This is a genomic window from Bacteroidota bacterium (genome assembly GCA_018692315.1).
Taxonomy (GTDB): Bacteria; Bacteroidota; Bacteroidia; order Bacteroidales; family JABHKC01; genus JABHKC01.
The window spans coordinates 1-17,079 of the sequence record JABHKC010000248.1 but is presented as its reverse complement, the minus strand read 5'-3'; the positions used below and the strand labels follow the sequence as shown (position 1 = coordinate 17,079).

The following is a 17,079-nucleotide window of genomic DNA, read 5'->3' as shown; positions in this document are numbered from 1 at the left end:
CTTGACCATTCAAGCTTGCTCTTTTGCACGCAAACTTCGTTAAAAATACTCGCCGTAGCTATGGCTATGCCTGTGTTTTTTGCCTTGTTATCGCACAAAATAACTTCGCTGGTTTTGGTCAATTTATTTCGTAGCAAAGCCTAAGTGCGAAAGTATTAAACTTTAGAATATGATAGTTGCTTCTAATAGATTAAACTACGAAAGCCAAAAAGTTTTTATCGAAAATATTTCAGTTAGAATATTTTATTAAATTTGTTTTTTTGTTTTGAAAAAAATATTGTAAAATAATTTAGTTTTTTTTTGGTTTTATTTAGTATAAGCAACTGAATATTAATTTGATATTATAAGATGCTAAAAAAATTTTTATTAATACTACTTGTAATATATTTTGCTTTTAATATAAGTTTTTCGCAAGATACAACACCTCCCGAGCCTGTTGAAATTGATTCTGTAAGCGTACTTACAACAGATATGGTGAGAATTAGCTGGGAAATGTGTACATCTTTAGATGTTGACGGATATTATATATATTTGCTTATTGATGCTGCAAAAGTGCCAATAGATACTATTCCGAATGGTTCAACAATAACTTTGTTGCACAACTGGACTAAACCACCAGCACCAAGCACCGACACTCAATCTGAAACATATTTTGTTGCTCCTTTCGATAATTCTGATAATGTTGCAGAAATGAGTGCCCCACATAATACAATGTTTTTACAATACTATTTTGAACCTTGTTATGCCAAAACCAGATTGTCGTGGAATGAATATATAAATTGGGACAATGGAGTTAAAGAATATCAGATTTTTGTAAAAAGAGGTTCGGCTCCATATACTTTATTAAGTTTAATTGAAGGTACGCAAACTTCGTTTATTCATTCTCATTTAGATCCTTCAATAACTTACAAATATTTTGTTCGGGCAATCAATGATGACCAATCAAAAACTTCAAAATCTAACATCATAGAGATTTATACAGATATGCCAAGACCTCCGGAAGTTTTGAATGCAGAGTATGCAACAGTTTCTGGGAATAACATAGTAAAACTGTCATTCTATATTGATTTAAATGCAGATATTATTAAGCATTGTCTGGCTCGCTCAAATAGTTTTCATGGTTTTTATGATACAATAAAGGTATTTCCTTTTGATGGTACTGTATTTAATCGCCTATCGCATACAGATTACATAAATACCGAATCTGAAATATACTACTATAAACTAATTGCAATAAACACTTGTAATGTAGAAATAGAGGAATCAAATATCGTAAACAATATAGTTCTAAATACTACATCGAATATTGACCTTTCAGTCGATTTAGACTGGAATAGCGTTGAAGATTGGATAGGTCAAACCAAAGAGTATGAAATAATTAGAACCATAGATGGCGAATATTTAGATACAATTGTAGATATTGTTAAAAATGGTCAAGTTATCGACATATACGACTATTTTTATGATGGCGATGTTTCGTTTATCGATAAAGTCGAAAATATTATTTATAATTATCCGAACATACCTGATGGTGGGCTTCTAGATATTGAAAACATACAGTCGTATTGGAGATATCCTGAGCAATCAGGAAAATTTTGTTACCAAGTTAAAGCTGTTGAAAACCTACACACAGTTTATGCCAATGGCGAGAATATTGAATTTCAGGGAGAGAGTAGTTCAAATTGGTCATGTGCTACTTTGCAATCAAGGATATCAGTTCCAAACGCCTTTACTCCTGACTATGATGGATTAAACGATATATTTCTACCTCGCGTATTATTCACAGATTTGAACAATTATTCGTTCGAAATATACAATCGTTGGGGAGAGTTAATTTTTCAAACAAAAAATACATTCGAAGGCTGGGATGGAACTATAAATAATGAAATGGCACCGAGAGGCACATATATTTATTTTATAAAATACACTTCAGCATTTGACAATAAGGCTTTTGAAAAAGGCGGACATGTTACGCTAATACGGTAACCAATTGTCAGTTTCGTTAAGAATTTTCAGCCAATAATTTATTCTTTATCAAGTTTTTGCTTCTGGTAATAATATTTCAAAATCAAACATTATTCAATGCCAGTTTTGCAGCACCTTGTTCAGCTTCTTTTTTTGAAGGTCCCATACCCGAACTTACAACTTCTCTATCAATTAAGACGTAAGAAATGAATAAGTTTGGGTGCCTGACATCTATATCGGTTTCGAAGGATATTTCTTTTTTGAATTTTTGAGCCCACTCAATAAGTTGACTTTTATAATTTGTGTCAATCTGAGTTAGCTTGTTTATATCAATATATTTATTAATTACATTGAACAACAAAAATCTTTTTGATTTTTCATATCCTTTATCGATAAATACAGCCCCAATAAATGCTTCCAAAGCATCACCATAAATATTTTTATTTTTATTTTCTGATTTCAGATGGGAGACAACGTATTTGTCTAATCCTAATTCAATTGCTAATTCATTAAGAAATTCTCTTTTTACAATTTTCGATCTCATCTGAGTTAAAAAACCTTCATCGGCATCCGGGAAACGAAAAAACAAATACTCTGCAATAACAGCATCTAAAACAGCATCTCCAAGATATTCAAGCCTTTCATTATTAATAAAAATTCCGTTTTTGCCTTTTATCGAAGCTGACCTATGTAGGAAAGCAATTTCATAAATTGCAATATTTGAAGGATAGAATCCTATAATTTTCCTTAGAGATTTATATATACTCTTTTTTGGATTAAACAGCAATTCAATTGCTGAAATCATATTGTGAATGAAATAAACAAATTGGAATTTGTTCATATTTTTTGTTATAAACACTAAAAGCTCTGTGAGTAAATTTCACAAAGCTTTTAGAATAGGTTATTACATATTGAAATTTCTTACTTTCAATACAATCAAGTTATTAAATTACTTTTTATATTTCTTAAATATAACTGAAGCATTATGACCACCAAAACCAAAAGTATTGCTCATTATATAATTCACTTTTCTTTCTTTTGCTTCGTTTAGTGTAAGGTCAAGTTTATAGTCAATTTCTGGATCTTCAGTTGTGAAATTTATTGTTGGTGGAATAATATCACGATTTATTGCCATTAATCCTGCTAAGGCTTCAATAGCACCGGCAGCACCGAGCAAGTGCCCTGTCATCGATTTTGTAGAACTGATGCTAAGTTTATAAGCATAATCTTCAAAAACTGATTTAATAGCCAGGGTTTCAGCAATATCTCCTAATGGAGTTGCAGTTCCGTGAACATTAATATAATCAATGTCTTGAGGAGAAATTCCGGCATCTTCTATAGCATTTTTCATAACCATTTTTGCACCTAATCCTTCAGGATGTGGAGCTGTCAAATGATGTGCATCGGCAGACATTCCACCTCCGACCATCTCTGCATAAATTTTTGCTCCTCTTTTTTTCGCATGTTCATGCTCTTCGAGAATTAAACTAGCTCCTCCTTCGCCCATCACAAATCCATCTCGGGTTTTATCAAAGGGACGCGATGCTGTTTTAAAATCATCATTTCTTGTAGAAATTGCGTGCATGGCATTAAAACCACCCATTCCAACTTCATTTATAGCCGCTTCGGATCCTCCGGTAATAAAAGCATCTACTTTACCTAATCTGATTAAATTGAAGGCATCAATAATGGCATTTGATGAAGAGGCGCATGCTGAAACTGTTGTAAAATTCGGACCTCTAAAATTATATTTCATCGAAATATGTCCTGATGCAATATCTGCTATCATTTTGGGAATAAAAAAGGGACTAAATCTTGGTGTTCCATTTCCTTTGACGAAACTTTCTACTTCTTTAAAAAAAGTTTCAACTCCACCTATACCGGAAGCCCAAATTACTCCCATTCGGTCAAAATCTAACTTATCGAAATCAAAATTTGCATCTTTGACAGCTTCGTCAGCGGCAACCAATGCAAATTGCGAATAAAGATCAAGTTTCTTTAATTGCTTTCTATCGAACCATTCCTTTGGATCGAAATTTTTTACTTCGCAAGCAAATTGTGTCTTGAATTTTGAGGCATCAAAACGAGTAATATGTCCTGCACCACTGACACCTTTTGCCAGACTATCCCAATAGTCCTGAGTGCTATTTCCTAAAGCTGATAATGCACCTAAACCTGTTATTACTACTCGTTTTAATTCCATATCCTCAATAATTATTTATTTTCCTATTTTGAATTTTCTTCAATGAATTTGATGGCATTACCAACAGTTGCAATTCCTTCCGATTTATCGTCTGGGATAGTAATATCAAATTCTTTTTCAAATTCCATAATTAACTCAACAGTATCAAGTGAGTCTGCACCTAAATCGTTTGTAAAAGAAGCTTCTTCTATAACTTCATTTTCATCTACTCCTAATTTATCAACTATTAAAGCTTTTACTCTTGATGCAATGTCTGACATAATTTTTAATTTTAAATTTCTATAAAAAATATTTTTCGTTGCAAAGAAATGAATTATGCTAAAATTATCAAAATAAACTATGTAAATAATTAATAAATAATATTAAAAGAACAATTAATCTTCTAAATTACAGCATTATACGAAACAATGGATTTTCATTTCAGTACTGAAATATTAAAATAAATACCTAATTATCATACTATTTATGTATCAGAGGATTGAAAAAATATCATAAATGCTTTGTATTTATTAGTTTAGACAACAAAATAAAATTTAGTTTGCATAGAATTTTATAAATAATACTTTTGCTGCGTATTGGAAACAAAACCTTTAGACAATTGAAGTATAGATATAAACTTAGTGCATTAATATTTGCATTCTTGTTTCAACTTTTAGGAATAAGCAATGTAAGTTTTTCTCAAACAAAATGTTTTGCAAACAAGAAAGGGGTTTCATTCGATCCATACAATTATTTCGACCAAAAAACTTTTGATAGAAGCTTAGCCAACAACATCTCACCGTACGATTCTACTGATTTCCCTATAAATGAGAACTATATTTGGCAAATGTCTGAAATTTTGGATAATATTAAAGAAAATTTAAATTAGTTAAATGTTATTCAATTCAATAGAATTTATAATATTTTTCCCTTTAGTATTTATTGCGTACTACTCTATGCCACACAAATTCCGTTGGTTGTTGCTGTTAGCTGCAAGCTATTATTTTTATATGTGTTGGCGTGTAGAATACATTTTATTAATAGTTGCATCCACAGTTGTCGATTATTTTGCAGCAATACATATGCACAAAAGCAAAACAAAAAAACAAAAAAAAGCATTTCTATTACTGAGTCTTTTTGTGAATCTGGGCTTGCTTTTCGGCTTCAAATATTTCAATTTTTTAAATGATAGTTTCAGAGAAGTATTCAATTATTACAATCTTTTCTATGACGTTCCGGCATTTAATGTTCTGCTGCCTGTAGGAATTTCGTTTTATACCTTTCAAACCTTGAGCTACTCTATCGATGTATATCGTGGACGCACAAAACCCGAACGACATTTCGGAAGATTTGCACTTTATGTTTCTTTCTTTCCGCAACTTGTTGCCGGTCCTATCGAACGTTCAACCAGACTTTTACCTCAGTTTTCAAAAATTGTTTCGTTCAGCAATTCGCAGGTAGTGAGCGGATTGAGATTGGTACTTTGGGGATTTCTCAAAAAGCTTGTAATTGCCGACCGTCTTGGAGTGTATGTTGGAGATGTTTTTACAAATGCCGGTGAATATCAAGGATTGCATGTTTTGATAGCTTCGGTATTTTTGCATATTCAGGTCTATGCCGACCTTTCGGGATATACAGATATTGCAAGAGGAACAGCAAGAGCCTTAGGATTCGACTTAATTAAAAATTTCAACCTTCCACTATTTGCCACATCATTCCACGATTTTTGGAAAAGATGGCATATTTCGCTAACTAAATGGTTTACAGATTATCTATACATTCCGCTCGGTGGAAGTCGTGTTGTGAAATGGCGTTGGCACTATAATATTTTTATTGTATTCTTAATCAGCGGATTGTGGCATGGTGCAAATTGGACTTTCGTGATATGGGGGGCACTTCATGGTTTTTATCAATTGCTCGAAATTTGGACAAATTCTACCAGACAGAAACTTTTTAAACTTGTAGGATTAGTGAAAGTACCCGGACTGTTTAGGATTCTTTCCATCGCAACAGTTTTGCTTATGGTAAGTTTTGCAACTTTATTTTTTGGTGCTAAAAACCTGAATGACAGTATGATTTTAATAAATAGTGCTTTTTCTGAATTCAACATTAGTTCCTTTGTGAACGACTTTTCCAAATCAATAAATCTACAATTAAGTTTTGCTGTGGTTATTTTTCTGTTTGTTACAGAATTTCTGCATAGCAAATACAATCTAATACATTTTATCAAACAAAAACCTCAAATTATCAGATGGTCTATTTATGTAATAATGATTTTCATAATATTCAATTTTGGAGTTTTTGGTGAAAAAGAATTTATATATTTTGAATTTTAAAAAATCAATAAAAATATGGTTTAAGGTAGTTTTACTACTTTTAGTTTTCTTAATAGTAAACTATACGATGTATTTGTTCATAGTTCCATTTTATTGGGGAAATACTCGTTTTCAGCCGAAGTACGAATACATTAAATCGAATTCGGAAACTCATAATATGTTGTTTTTCGGTGCAAGCAATATAGCACGAGGGTTTGTTCCGGAGGTTTTCGATGAGCTGTGCCAATCAGCCGGGATTACGATGAATTCGTACAATTTTGGTGTTGACCTTTTAGTACCGCCCGAGGAATTCTTCTTGTATGAAAAAATGCTTGATGAAGGTTTGCCTGGCGTAGAATATGTTTTTCTCTGCCTTTCGCCAATCATTCAAATAGACGAAAAATACATGCACACCACCAGAATTAAGTATTGGTATTCGCCCGGCTATTTATGGTTTACCTTAAAAAGTATTTATAATTCGAGTTTGTCGGAAGCGGAGAAAGATAATGCTTTGAATAATCATTTAATAAGTTTTGCCGAAAAGCTTTTCTCAATAGATTTTGTGAAAGATATTATAAGGTATTATTCAAAAGAATATGATAGTAGCCTTGCTGAAAACGACGGCTATCAATCGTATGACAAACTTGCCAAAGGGAAAAACAGGTTTAGTACAATTAGAAGAAAATTTCTAAAAAACTCCGACCAGATGTTTGTCAATAGAAAAACAAACAAGCGATTTTTCGAAACATTTGAGTTGGATACTGAATACAATCCTGTTTTTCTGGAAAAGATCAACCAGCTCATTAAAAAATCGGACAAACAAGGAATACAATTGATATTTGTTTTGCCCCCCCGACTGCAAAATGAGGAATATCTTGAATTATTTCCTTTGTTCATGCAAATAGAAAATGACAACCGTATAGAATTGGCAAGAGCAGAAAAATATCCTTCCTTATATTACATAAGTAATTCCTTCGATTTCATTCATTTGAACGATGCCGGCGCAAGGGAATTTTCAAAATTGTTAGCTCAAAAATTTTATAGAATAAAAAGTGGAAGGAGAAGCTATTCTGATTAATATCCAAACAATCAGTTATTTATTACAGAATTTCATCTCATATATATTTAAATTTTCAAACTCCATAATTTTATAAATTTTAAATTTGATATTGAAAATTTACTACTTTTGCCGACCAAATTTTAAACTAATAATAAATGTCAAGCAAACTTGCAAATGTTGGAACAAGCATTTTCGCTATAATGTCAAAAATGGCAAACGATTATAATGCGATAAATCTTTCACAAGGGTTTCCCGATTTTAATTGTTCATCTGAACTTATTCATCTGGTAAACAAATATATGAGAGATGGTTTCAATCAGTATGCACCTATGGAAGGAGTAATGAAGCTTCGTGAAAAAATTGCTGAAAAAACTGAATTTTTATATCAGGCAAAATATAATCCTGCAAATGAAATCACAATAACTGCCGGAGCTACACAGGCTCTTTTCACTGCAATAACAGCCTTTGTCAATGAAGGAGACGAAGTAATTGTTTTTGAACCGGCTTATGACAGTTATGTTCCAGCAATAAAACTAAATGGTGGGCAACCGGTTTTTGTTCAGCTAAAATATCCCGATTTTCATATCGATTGGGACGAAGTTCAGAAAATGATAACTTCACGAACTCGAATGATAATTATTAATTCTCCTCATAATCCTACCGGTAGTGTCGTTTCTGATGAAGACATGAAAATGTTGCAGAAAATTACTCAAGGGAGCAATATAATTATTTTAAGCGACGAGGTTTACGAACATATTATTTTCGATAATATTGAACATTTGAGCATAACGAAATATCCAAAACTTGCAGAGCGTAGTCTTGCCATATCATCGTTCGGAAAAACATTTCACACAACAGGCTGGAAATTAGGTTATTGTGTAGCCCCTGAAAGATTGATGAAGGAATTCAGAAAAATTCATCAATTTGTAGTTTTTGCAGCAAATACCCCAATACAACTTGCTATAGCCGAATTTCTCGACAATAAGAATGAGTATTTAGAATTGAATAATTTCTATCAAAAGAAAAGAGATTATTTTATTAAACTTTTGAAAAATTCGAGATTTGAAATACTTCCATCGAATGGCACATATTTCCAACTTCTTGGTTATAAAGACATCACTGACGAAAAAGACACTAAATTTGCCGAAAGACTGACCAAAGAAATAGGCATCGCCTCTATTCCGATATCGGTTTTCTATCGCGAAAATCTTGATAATAAAGTTTTACGATTTTGCTTTGCCAAGTCGAACGAAACAATGGAAAGAGCAGCTGAGAAACTTTGTCGAATATAAATTTTCTTTTCTGGATTTGAGGATTTCACGAAAATCAACTAAAGCATAAATTGCAGTAGCTTTTATAATAATAATCTACATTCCAAATCCAAGTGTAATTCCGGTTGAAAGAATTTTGTTGTGTTCAAAAGCAGCTACAAAATCAATACGCCCGAATTTGAAAATGTTTTTGATACCGATATTTAGTTCTAAATATTGTGTATCAATGTTTTCATAAAGATAATGAGCACCCGCAAGCATCCTGAATTTACTTTTTCTGACCCAAGGAATTTTGTTAATAATAAATCCATTGAAATGATGTTGATAGTGGGCTTCAATGTATTCATTATTTGTGCTATATTTATAATAATCAAGCAAATGGAAAGAGTTTTTTCCTTCCATATGAAAAATGGTTTTGTTGCCTCTAAAGTGAAAATAATCGCTGAAATATAATTTTTCACTATTCAGGAACTTTCCATATGTAATTCTTATCCGACTTTGCCCAAACAATCCAAACATTTTTGAATAGTTGGAATAGATCTTTATAAAATCGAAATTAGCATCGCTACCCAAAAAGCCTGAAAAAGCTTTTGTGTATGAAATTCCGATTGGCGGAAAGCGTGATCCTAAGCGGGTTTTGTAAGGCAGGCTTGCAAATTTTTGTTTAATTGTATAATTTGCACTAATATTTATTAGAAATGCTTGATGATTAATAAAATCGGCATCAAAATAAACATCTTCCCATGGAGCATTTTGAGTATAGCTTCGGTCGGGCACATTTCGAAATGTAAAACTGTTTGTATTTTCCAAAGCTTTTCTATCGGAAAATTCTATATTTCCCGACAAGAAAAATCCATTAATTATCTCCGATTCGTGGCCAATATTTATATACTTCTTTCTGTAAAGTTTCATAAAATTTTGTTCAGCAAAAAGAGAATACAAAGCATTTAGAGTTGGAGAAATAGGCTCCGAATTATCGAATTGTATATGCGAAATTCCAAAATTTAGCTTCAATTTTGCAAAAGAGTTTCGTTCGTAAAAATATTCCGAAAAGCTATTAAAACCGAACAATTTATTTGAGAATCCATAAGAAAAATCAAAATCATGCTTATAAAATTCTTCTTTCTCAAATTCCTGTTTGAAATTTAACGGGATTTTTAACCTTACTCCCTGAACTGTATTAAATGCAACATCCTGAATTGGACTTCCTATAGCTAATTTCCATTTATGATATCTATCTCGATATGTATATTTTTTTCTTAAATAATTCCAAATTTTGAATTTATTGTTTTTCATGTCTATCGAATCCAGATACTCTTTTGAACTTATTCGTTGCTCTACACTGTCAAATTCAATGTAATTTTCTATTTCTTCTTCGCTGAGCGGAACAGGACGGTTTTTATCCCAATATGAAGAGTCCTTTTTATTAGATTCAAAATCAATTTTCAAAAGTTCGTCGTCGAAAAAATTCTTACCAAAATTAGGTTCCCAATTGTATTCATTAAAAATTGTCAAATAATGACCATTAAATTCTGCTTCTATTCCAAACAAATTGAACGAAAAATCGAAATTGTAGTTTTGAGTTTGAAGTGCCCACATGCTGTCGTTTGCTGCATGAAATTCCTGATTTATTCTTATACTGTCAATAAAATCAATTTCTGCATCTTCAGTAATTATTAAGTCGGCACTATGAATACACCACAATCCTTCTACGAGATAAAAATAGCCATGAAATATTCTGTCAATTTTGCGTTTCGGGCGTAACTCAATTTTATGTACTAAAAAATCTCCATCGATAAACGAACCTACCAAGCGATAGCGATAATACATCATAGCACTACTTGAAATAGGCGAAACAAAACCTCGATAAGACATGTCGAATGGTATTACAACCAAGTTTCTGTACAAATTGATATTTATGAACGAGCTGAAATTGAAACTAAAGCCTTTGCTGTCGCCACTCACTTTCGAGGAAACAATTTCTTCTTTGATTTTATTTGGGTATTTCAAACTGAATTTCGATTCTGCCTCAGAAAGATAAATTATCCCAAGTGCCTCTTCTTTTGTATGTGTGCTGTCGAATAGAGCTTTTCCTAATGCACTGTCTGAAACATGTTCGAGTTTGTAAATTCCTTTTGAGTAGATATTGGCTTCGAAGGTTCCACTAGCTAATAAATTTTTTTCGCGAGCTTTTATAGCTTGCCGAATCATTTCAAAGGCTGGATCTTCATTAAGTCCAACAACAATTTCTGGCAAAATATAAGTTTCTTTATCTAATGAAATATTTAATATGCTTGTATCTTTTTCAATTTCTATGAAAATGCGCTGCCTTTTATAGCCAAGAATACTAAACTCAATTTCGTTTTCCCCATACGGAATTTTTATTGCATAATTCCCATCAATACTTGAAACTGAACCTACACCAATTTTCTTAATAAAAACGCTGGCATAAGATAATACTTCCTTGTTTTGGTTTGTAATTTTTCCTTTTAATATTCCGGTCTGTCCCTGCAGTGAGAAAATGCTTAGAATTATTATAAGGCAAAACAGAATTGAAATTTGGTTAAAACGGCAACTTAGATTTGTGATATATTTCATGTCTAAAATTTTGAAATTGAGCAATCAAAATTTGATTTACCTTCCCTGAGTTTTTGCAAATATTTAGATTCGTGCAAAGATTATATCATCTTATTTTTTCTTTCATAAATGAGATAAGAATAATCGCATTCGTTTTTTTCACTTGCTTCATAGCTTTCTGTCGAGCAAAGATTCCAATCATTATGATTTATTTCCGGGAAAAAAGTATCTGCATCAAAGGACTTATGGATTCTGGTGATATACAATTTATTGGCATGTTCCATAAATTGAGAATATATTGAGCCACCACCGATAATAAAATTTTCTTTCGTGTCATCGCAAAGCTCAATGGCTTCTGTAATGGAATATGCCATTACGCAACCTTCAATTTTTTCATTTGCAGAGTCTGTAATAACAATGTTCGTACGATTTGGCAGAGCACCTTTTGGTAAGGATTCATAGGTTTTTTTTCCCATAAGAATTTTGTGCCCTGTGGTTAATTGCTTGAATCTTTTCAAGTCGTCGAAAATATAACATAGCAATTTATTGTCTTTTCCAATTGCATTGTTTTCTGCGGCAGCTACTATAATTGATATATTTTTCATAAGTTGGGAATTTGAAGTTTTGAAAATTGTGTTGTTTCAATTGACGTTTTCTCATTTCGAATCAAATTGAAATATCAGCTCTTATGTGAGGATGAGGATCGTAATTTTCTAAATTAAAATCTTCGTATTTAAATTCAAAAATATTATTTACCTTTTTGTTTATTTTCATTGAAGGTAGATGTCGTGGAGATCTTGAAATTTGCATCTTTGCTTGTTCAAGATGATTGAGATAAATGTGGGCATCGCCAAAAGTATGAATAAACTCGCCCAATTCGTAGTTGCAAACTTGCGCAATCATCATAGTGAGCATAGCATAAGACGCTACATTGAATGGAACACCTAAAAAAATATCGGCACTTCGCTGATAGAGTTGGCACGACAATTTATTGTTGGCAACATAAAATTGAAAAATGATATGACACGGAGGTAAAGCCATATTATCCAAATCGCCTACATTCCAGGCACTCACAATATGTCTTCTTGAATTTGGATTACTTTTAAGTTCTTCAATCAAATTTGAAATTTGGTCGATATGTTTATTTTCGGGGCAAGACCATGAACGCCACTGGTAGCCATAAATTTTTCCTAAATCTCCATTATTATCTGCCCACTCGTTCCAAATTTTTACTTTATTGTCATTCAGATATTTAATATTTGTATTTCCTGAAAAAAACCACAATAATTCGTAAATAATAGAGCGTAAGTGTAATTTTTTTGTGGTAAGAAGTGGAAAGCCTTTTTGCAAATCAAAACGCATTTGGTATCCAAAAACGCTTTTTGTACCTGTACCGGTTCGGTCTCCCTTATTTATTCCTTTGTCTAAAACATGCTTTAATAAATCTATATATTGTTTCATTCAAATTTGTATCAAAAATTATATTCATTTTTTGTACAAAACTATAACTAAATATTAGTTTTGTACAATTTAATTTTTGGACACTAAAAGCCTGATATTGTGCTCAGAAAATATTGGATATTAAACTTATGAATAAGATATCTTAATTTTGAAATAAGCTTATTATTTCAAAAGTTCTAAGAATATGAAAAAATGATTTAATAATATTATTGCCCAATTATTACAAATTCTGTTCTTCTGTTTTGTTGGTGAAGTTTATCAGGGCATAATATGTCATTCGAACAATGGTTTCTTAAGCGAGTTTCTCCATAACCTTTTGGTACTAATCTGCTTCTTGCAATTCCTCTTGATACTACATAATCTACTACAGATTGGGCTCTTTTTTGAGATAGTTCTTTATTAAAAGAATCGCTCCCTCTTGAATCAGTGTGTGATTGGAGCTCTATAGATATAGTTGGATTGTTGCTTAATAATTCAACAAGTATTTCGCATTCTGTTTTAGAGCTACTATTTAACTCCCAACTATTCAGCGAATAAAATATATTCTTTAACTCCATGGTTGATTCCATGTCAATGGGTCGCAATCCGAGAAATAAATCGAAGCGGAAAATTTCTGATTCCATTTTTCCCATTGTCGAAAGATTTTCTCGTTCGGTAAAATAGCCATCTTTAAGTAGAACTATTACATATTGTGATTCGGGGTCTAAACCAAATTCAAATTCGCCGTCGTTGCCTGTTACCATTTCGCTTGTTATACCATAAGTTTTATTTTCTAATTGGATGGTAACTTGTCCAATAGGTTTTTTGGATTCATAATTAGAAACTTTTCCTTCTAAGTTTAGCCAAATAGCTGACTCTAATTCAATTTGATAAAATGGTTCTTTAATATTTTTGTTTTCATCGGAATAGTGTACAACAGTTTTTGTATTATATCCATCCTTTGAAACTATTATTTTATAATCGGTATTCGGTTCAATTAAAAAATTAAACTTTCCATCTACATCAGATTTATTTAATTTGTCTGATGTAACAAAATCTTTCAATATAACTTTTACATCATTGATTGGTTGTCCATTGGCTGCATTAACTACAATTCCGCGTAAAATATTTAAGGCATCGGTATTTCTAATAAAATGGTAAATATCATCTCCTCCCTTTCCTCCATCTCTGTTAGATGCAAAAAAACCTTCATTGTTATCAGAGTTTATAATGTATGAAAAATCGTCCTTCGAAGAATTAAATGGGGTTCGCATGTTTCTTGGTGGCTCCCATTTAAATCCATTAAAACTTGAAACAAAAATATCTAATCCTCCTAATCCTCCATGACCGTCTGATGAAAAATATAAGCTACCTTCATTATGAATAAATGGGAACATCTCATTGCCAGCAGTGTTTATTTCGCTACCAAGGTTTACAGGTTTTGTCCATATAAAACCGAGTTTTTGGCTCACATAAATATCTGTTCCGCCAAATCCGCCTGGCATATCTGATATAAAATATATTTTTTTGCCATCTTTTGATAAGGCAGGATGGCCAATATTGCTTTCATCGCTATTAAATTCAAATATTTGGATATCTGTCCAAATGTTGTCCTTCTTGGATCCTTTATAAATGTTTAGAGTATTTTCACCAGATATGCTCGAATGTGTTTTGTCATTCATATAACTGCTTCTTGTAAAATAAATAGTTTCTTCGTTGTTGGTGAATGCAACAGGACCTTCATGAAATCTTGCATTTACAGAACCAATAGCCAAACTAACAGGTTCTCTATACTTATCCTTAAATCCACTTTTTGAATAAAATATGTCAAGGAATGGTTCATCTAACCAACCATAGTTTTTTTCTGATTGATTGTCTTGAAGTCTGGACGAAACATAAACCAAACCTTTGTTATAAAAGGCTGGAGCAAAATCTGACTGTGGTGTATTTATGTTCAGATTATATATTTTATACATTGCTGTGTCAGTAATATATTCTTCAAATATCTCGCATGATTTTATTAATTCTTTAACATTTTTATCTTCAGGAACTGCTGCATAATATTCAAGATATCTGTTTTTCGCATCTATATATTTTTCATTTTTCTTTAAAACTTCTGCAAAATAGAATAAGTGTAATGGTAGAGCTTCTTTTGATTTGACAACTATATCGTATAGTCGTTCTGCTTCAATAGTATTGCCGGTTAGCCTATAACAATTTGCAAGATTGATAATAGCTTTTATGTCGTGCTTTTGTGAAACATAGTCTTTGTAGAACTTTATAGCTTTTGTATATTCATAATTGCTATAAAAATAGTTTGCTTTTTTTAATTGTCTTTTTTGTCCGAAGGAAAAATAGGATCCGCTTATGATTAAAAGTACTATTATTATATATCTAATTATTTTCATTTTTTATTTAAAATTTTTATTAGAAATATCTTGGAGAAACGAAACGCTCTTGTTTCGAAATTATTAAATAACTTAATACTAATTCAAAAGAAAAAGGAGTAGAACTTGGACTTATCCTTGAAAAAGTTACATCCCAAGCTCCATTAATATTCAGTACTTTCTTATATGTATAGCCAGCCATAAAAATAAATGAATCGAACGAATGTATTCCTATTCCAAGATTAAAACCACCTTTAAAATAGGCATTTGTAAGCATAGACCAATGTTTTGGAGTTCCTTGAATATTTCTGTAGATAAGTGTAGGATTTATGGAAAATTTGTCTTTATACTTGATTTTTGCTCCAGCAGTAAAATGGTAGTGTAAAGTTTTGATGTAAAGTGCAAACATTCCATTATCTTCAATACCTGGATATTCATTTCCCAAAAATCGAGGTATAGAAAGTCCTAAATGATAATATTCATTATGAAGGAGTAAACCTACACCAACATTGAAGGCATAGGCATTTACATCTAAACCATTATTAAATGTAGGATCAATCTCACTTAATAAAGTTAGATTAGACATTTGAACATTTTTGTTTAATACTCCCAATTGTGCACCGAATGAAATATTTGTAAACTTATACTTCAAATGATGAGCAAAGCTTCCATATATTCCAAGGTCTTTTTTAATTGATATATTATCACTAATGAGCATAACACTCCAGCCACTATTTTTCATAGGAGTATCGTAAGAAAAAATGCTACTTTTAGGTGCACCTTCGATATTAAGCCATTGTCTTCTACTAACAAATTTTATTAGTGTTCCTTTCCCAATTCCTGTATAAGCAGGATTAATAGATAATTCATTTGCTTCGGGATTTGAATAGCGGTAAAAATTTTGTGCTACTGAATCGTTACTACAAAATAATAACAAACAAATGCTAATCAGTATGGAAAATTTAGTAAAAAAATTTATATGAATTTGTTTTTGCATCAGTATTTTAGTATTAAATATCCTGTTATTGTTCTGTTAGATTGTTTATTTGCATCTGTATAGAACGTAATTATATAAAAATATGTTCCTTCAGGAACTATTGTTTTATTAGCTTTATCCTTAATGCTTGCTTCTATATATTGACCTCCCCAATATTGGCTTACATCTAAATCTGGAGGATAGTTTTCTAACTCATATACAATATTTCCCCATCTATTAAAAATTGTCAAATAATTGCCATAAATTCCATCTATATACTTTGGATTGTTTGCTCCATCTTCAACTAAATTTTTTATTACAAATAGGTCATTCAATCCATCTCCGTTTGGCGATATACCATTTGGAATTGTTAATAAATCTACGCCAGATCCTAGGTCAATTGTAATAGTACTATTATCGCATTTTTGTGCAAATGGATCGTTATCGCAAGCAGAATAAGTTATATTTACTTGTCCTACCATATCCAAATCGGGGGTAAAAGTTACATCAAGGTTTTCATCAACTGTACCAAAAGTACCTAATGACACTAAACTTAAATCATCCCCTAAGGTAATATTTAAATTTTTAATATCCTCTTCGTCAATCACGTATGGCATTATAGAAAAAGTTAGCTTCGTATTCATTTCGGTTTGTTTTTCTATTGGCAGAGCTATTGGTTTATCATTAATAGCTAAAATATCAACATATATCACTGTTGTATCACATAATCCAGTAGTATCACAAATAATTATATTTATTATATCTTGTCCAAATGCATTGGAATCCGGATAATAAATAAAACAAGAATCCAGGCCAACAGAAACTAAATTTGCTACAATAATTCCAAGTGTTGGGGGAGGGAAAAACGAAATGGAATATGAATCAAATTCCGGATCAAAAATGGTT

Annotated in this window: 14 protein-coding genes; 5 read left to right on the top strand and 9 right to left on the bottom strand. The window is 31.6% G+C overall.

Annotated features, from left to right (window positions below; all coding sequences use genetic code 11):
- The first annotated feature begins 348 nt into the window (after window positions 1-348).
- Window positions 349-1,986, top strand: a complete 1,638-nt coding sequence (locus HN894_18015; protein ID MBT7145223.1) for a T9SS type B sorting domain-containing protein — start codon at window positions 349-351, stop codon at window positions 1,984-1,986.
- Window positions 1,987-2,068: 82 nt separating this feature from the next.
- On the opposite strand, the gene rnc is transcribed toward HN894_18015, so the two are convergent.
- From rnc to HN894_18000, 3 genes are all read right to left on the bottom strand, one after another.
- On the bottom strand, window positions 2,069-2,806 hold the full coding sequence (gene rnc / locus HN894_18010) for a ribonuclease III (protein MBT7145222.1): 738 nt from the start codon (window positions 2,804-2,806) through the stop codon (window positions 2,069-2,071).
- A gap of 108 nt (window positions 2,807-2,914) precedes the next feature.
- Window positions 2,915-4,168 carry a beta-ketoacyl-ACP synthase II gene (gene fabF / locus HN894_18005; protein ID MBT7145221.1) on the bottom strand — a complete coding sequence of 418 codons (1,254 nt, stop codon included), beginning with the start codon at window positions 4,166-4,168 and terminating at the stop codon, window positions 2,915-2,917.
- A 23-nt stretch (window positions 4,169-4,191) separates the two neighbouring features.
- Window positions 4,192-4,428 carry an acyl carrier protein gene (locus HN894_18000; GenBank protein ID MBT7145220.1) on the bottom strand — a complete coding sequence of 79 codons (237 nt, stop codon included), beginning with the start codon at window positions 4,426-4,428 and terminating at the stop codon, window positions 4,192-4,194.
- Window positions 4,429-4,766: 338 nt separating this feature from the next.
- Between HN894_18000 and HN894_17995 the strand changes: the two genes are divergently transcribed.
- The 4 genes from HN894_17995 to HN894_17980 all read left to right on the top strand — a co-directional run bounded on the left by HN894_17995 (window position 4,767) and on the right by HN894_17980 (window position 8,814).
- Window positions 4,767-5,036, top strand: coding sequence for a hypothetical protein (locus HN894_17995; GenBank protein MBT7145219.1), 270 nt, complete (start codon window positions 4,767-4,769; stop codon window positions 5,034-5,036).
- Window positions 5,037-5,040: 4 nt separating this feature from the next.
- Complete coding sequence (locus tag HN894_17990; GenBank protein ID MBT7145218.1) at window positions 5,041-6,483, top strand: MBOAT family protein; 1,443 nt, start codon at window positions 5,041-5,043, stop codon at window positions 6,481-6,483.
- Window positions 6,473-7,540, top strand: a complete 1,068-nt coding sequence (locus HN894_17985) for a hypothetical protein (GenBank protein MBT7145217.1) — start codon at window positions 6,473-6,475, stop codon at window positions 7,538-7,540. The genes HN894_17990 and HN894_17985 overlap by 11 nt, the downstream gene beginning before the upstream one ends.
- A 137-nt stretch (window positions 7,541-7,677) precedes the next feature.
- Window positions 7,678-8,814: a methionine aminotransferase gene (locus tag HN894_17980; GenBank protein ID MBT7145216.1), complete on the top strand. Its 1,137-nt coding sequence runs from the start codon at window positions 7,678-7,680 to the stop codon at window positions 8,812-8,814.
- Between the two features lie 75 nt (window positions 8,815-8,889).
- Here HN894_17980 and HN894_17975 read toward each other — a convergent pair whose 3' ends face one another.
- The 6 genes from HN894_17975 to HN894_17950 all read right to left on the bottom strand — a co-directional run.
- Window positions 8,890-11,391, bottom strand: coding sequence for a carboxypeptidase-like regulatory domain-containing protein (locus tag HN894_17975; protein ID MBT7145215.1), 2,502 nt, complete (start codon window positions 11,389-11,391; stop codon window positions 8,890-8,892).
- An 80-nt stretch (window positions 11,392-11,471) separates the two neighbouring features.
- Window positions 11,472-11,975, bottom strand: coding sequence for a dihydrofolate reductase (locus tag HN894_17970; GenBank protein ID MBT7145214.1), 504 nt, complete (start codon window positions 11,973-11,975; stop codon window positions 11,472-11,474).
- Window positions 11,976-12,036: 61 nt separating this feature from the next.
- Window positions 12,037-12,831 (bottom strand): thymidylate synthase, encoded by a 795-nt coding sequence (locus HN894_17965; GenBank protein ID MBT7145213.1) that lies wholly within the window; start codon window positions 12,829-12,831, stop codon window positions 12,037-12,039.
- A gap of 206 nt (window positions 12,832-13,037) precedes the next feature.
- A complete protein-coding gene (locus HN894_17960; GenBank protein ID MBT7145212.1) occupies window positions 13,038-15,218 on the bottom strand; it encodes an OmpA family protein in 2,181 nt (726 codons plus the stop codon).
- A 19-nt stretch (window positions 15,219-15,237) separates the two neighbouring features.
- The gene (locus HN894_17955; GenBank protein MBT7145211.1) at window positions 15,238-16,134 is read right to left on the bottom strand and encodes a PorP/SprF family type IX secretion system membrane protein; all 897 of its coding nucleotides are present in this window, start codon (window positions 16,132-16,134) and stop codon (window positions 15,238-15,240) included.
- Window positions 16,135-16,193: 59 nt separating this feature from the next.
- A partial coding sequence (locus HN894_17950; protein MBT7145210.1) for a hypothetical protein occupies window positions 16,194-17,079 on the bottom strand: 886 nt, incomplete at its 5' end.

Coding starts and splice junctions, on each gene's coding strand:
- fabF (MBT7145221.1), bottom strand. CDS start 4,168: ATGGAATTAAAACGAGTAGTAATAACAGGTTTAGGTGCATTATCAGCT.
- rnc (MBT7145222.1), bottom strand. CDS start 2,806: ATGAACAAATTCCAATTTGTTTATTTCATTCACAATATGATTTCAGCA.
- HN894_17970 (MBT7145214.1), bottom strand. CDS start 11,975: ATGAAAAATATATCAATTATAGTAGCTGCCGCAGAAAACAATGCAATT.
- HN894_17960 (MBT7145212.1), bottom strand. CDS start 15,218: ATGAAAATAATTAGATATATAATAATAGTACTTTTAATCATAAGCGGA.
- HN894_17965 (MBT7145213.1), bottom strand. CDS start 12,831: ATGAAACAATATATAGATTTATTAAAGCATGTTTTAGACAAAGGAATA.
- HN894_18015 (MBT7145223.1), top strand. CDS start 349: ATGCTAAAAAAATTTTTATTAATACTACTTGTAATATATTTTGCTTTT.
- HN894_18000 (MBT7145220.1), bottom strand. CDS start 4,428: ATGTCAGACATTGCATCAAGAGTAAAAGCTTTAATAGTTGATAAATTA.
- HN894_17975 (MBT7145215.1), bottom strand. CDS start 11,391: ATGAAATATATCACAAATCTAAGTTGCCGTTTTAACCAAATTTCAATT.
- HN894_17990 (MBT7145218.1), top strand. CDS start 5,041: ATGTTATTCAATTCAATAGAATTTATAATATTTTTCCCTTTAGTATTT.
- HN894_17980 (MBT7145216.1), top strand. CDS start 7,678: ATGTCAAGCAAACTTGCAAATGTTGGAACAAGCATTTTCGCTATAATG.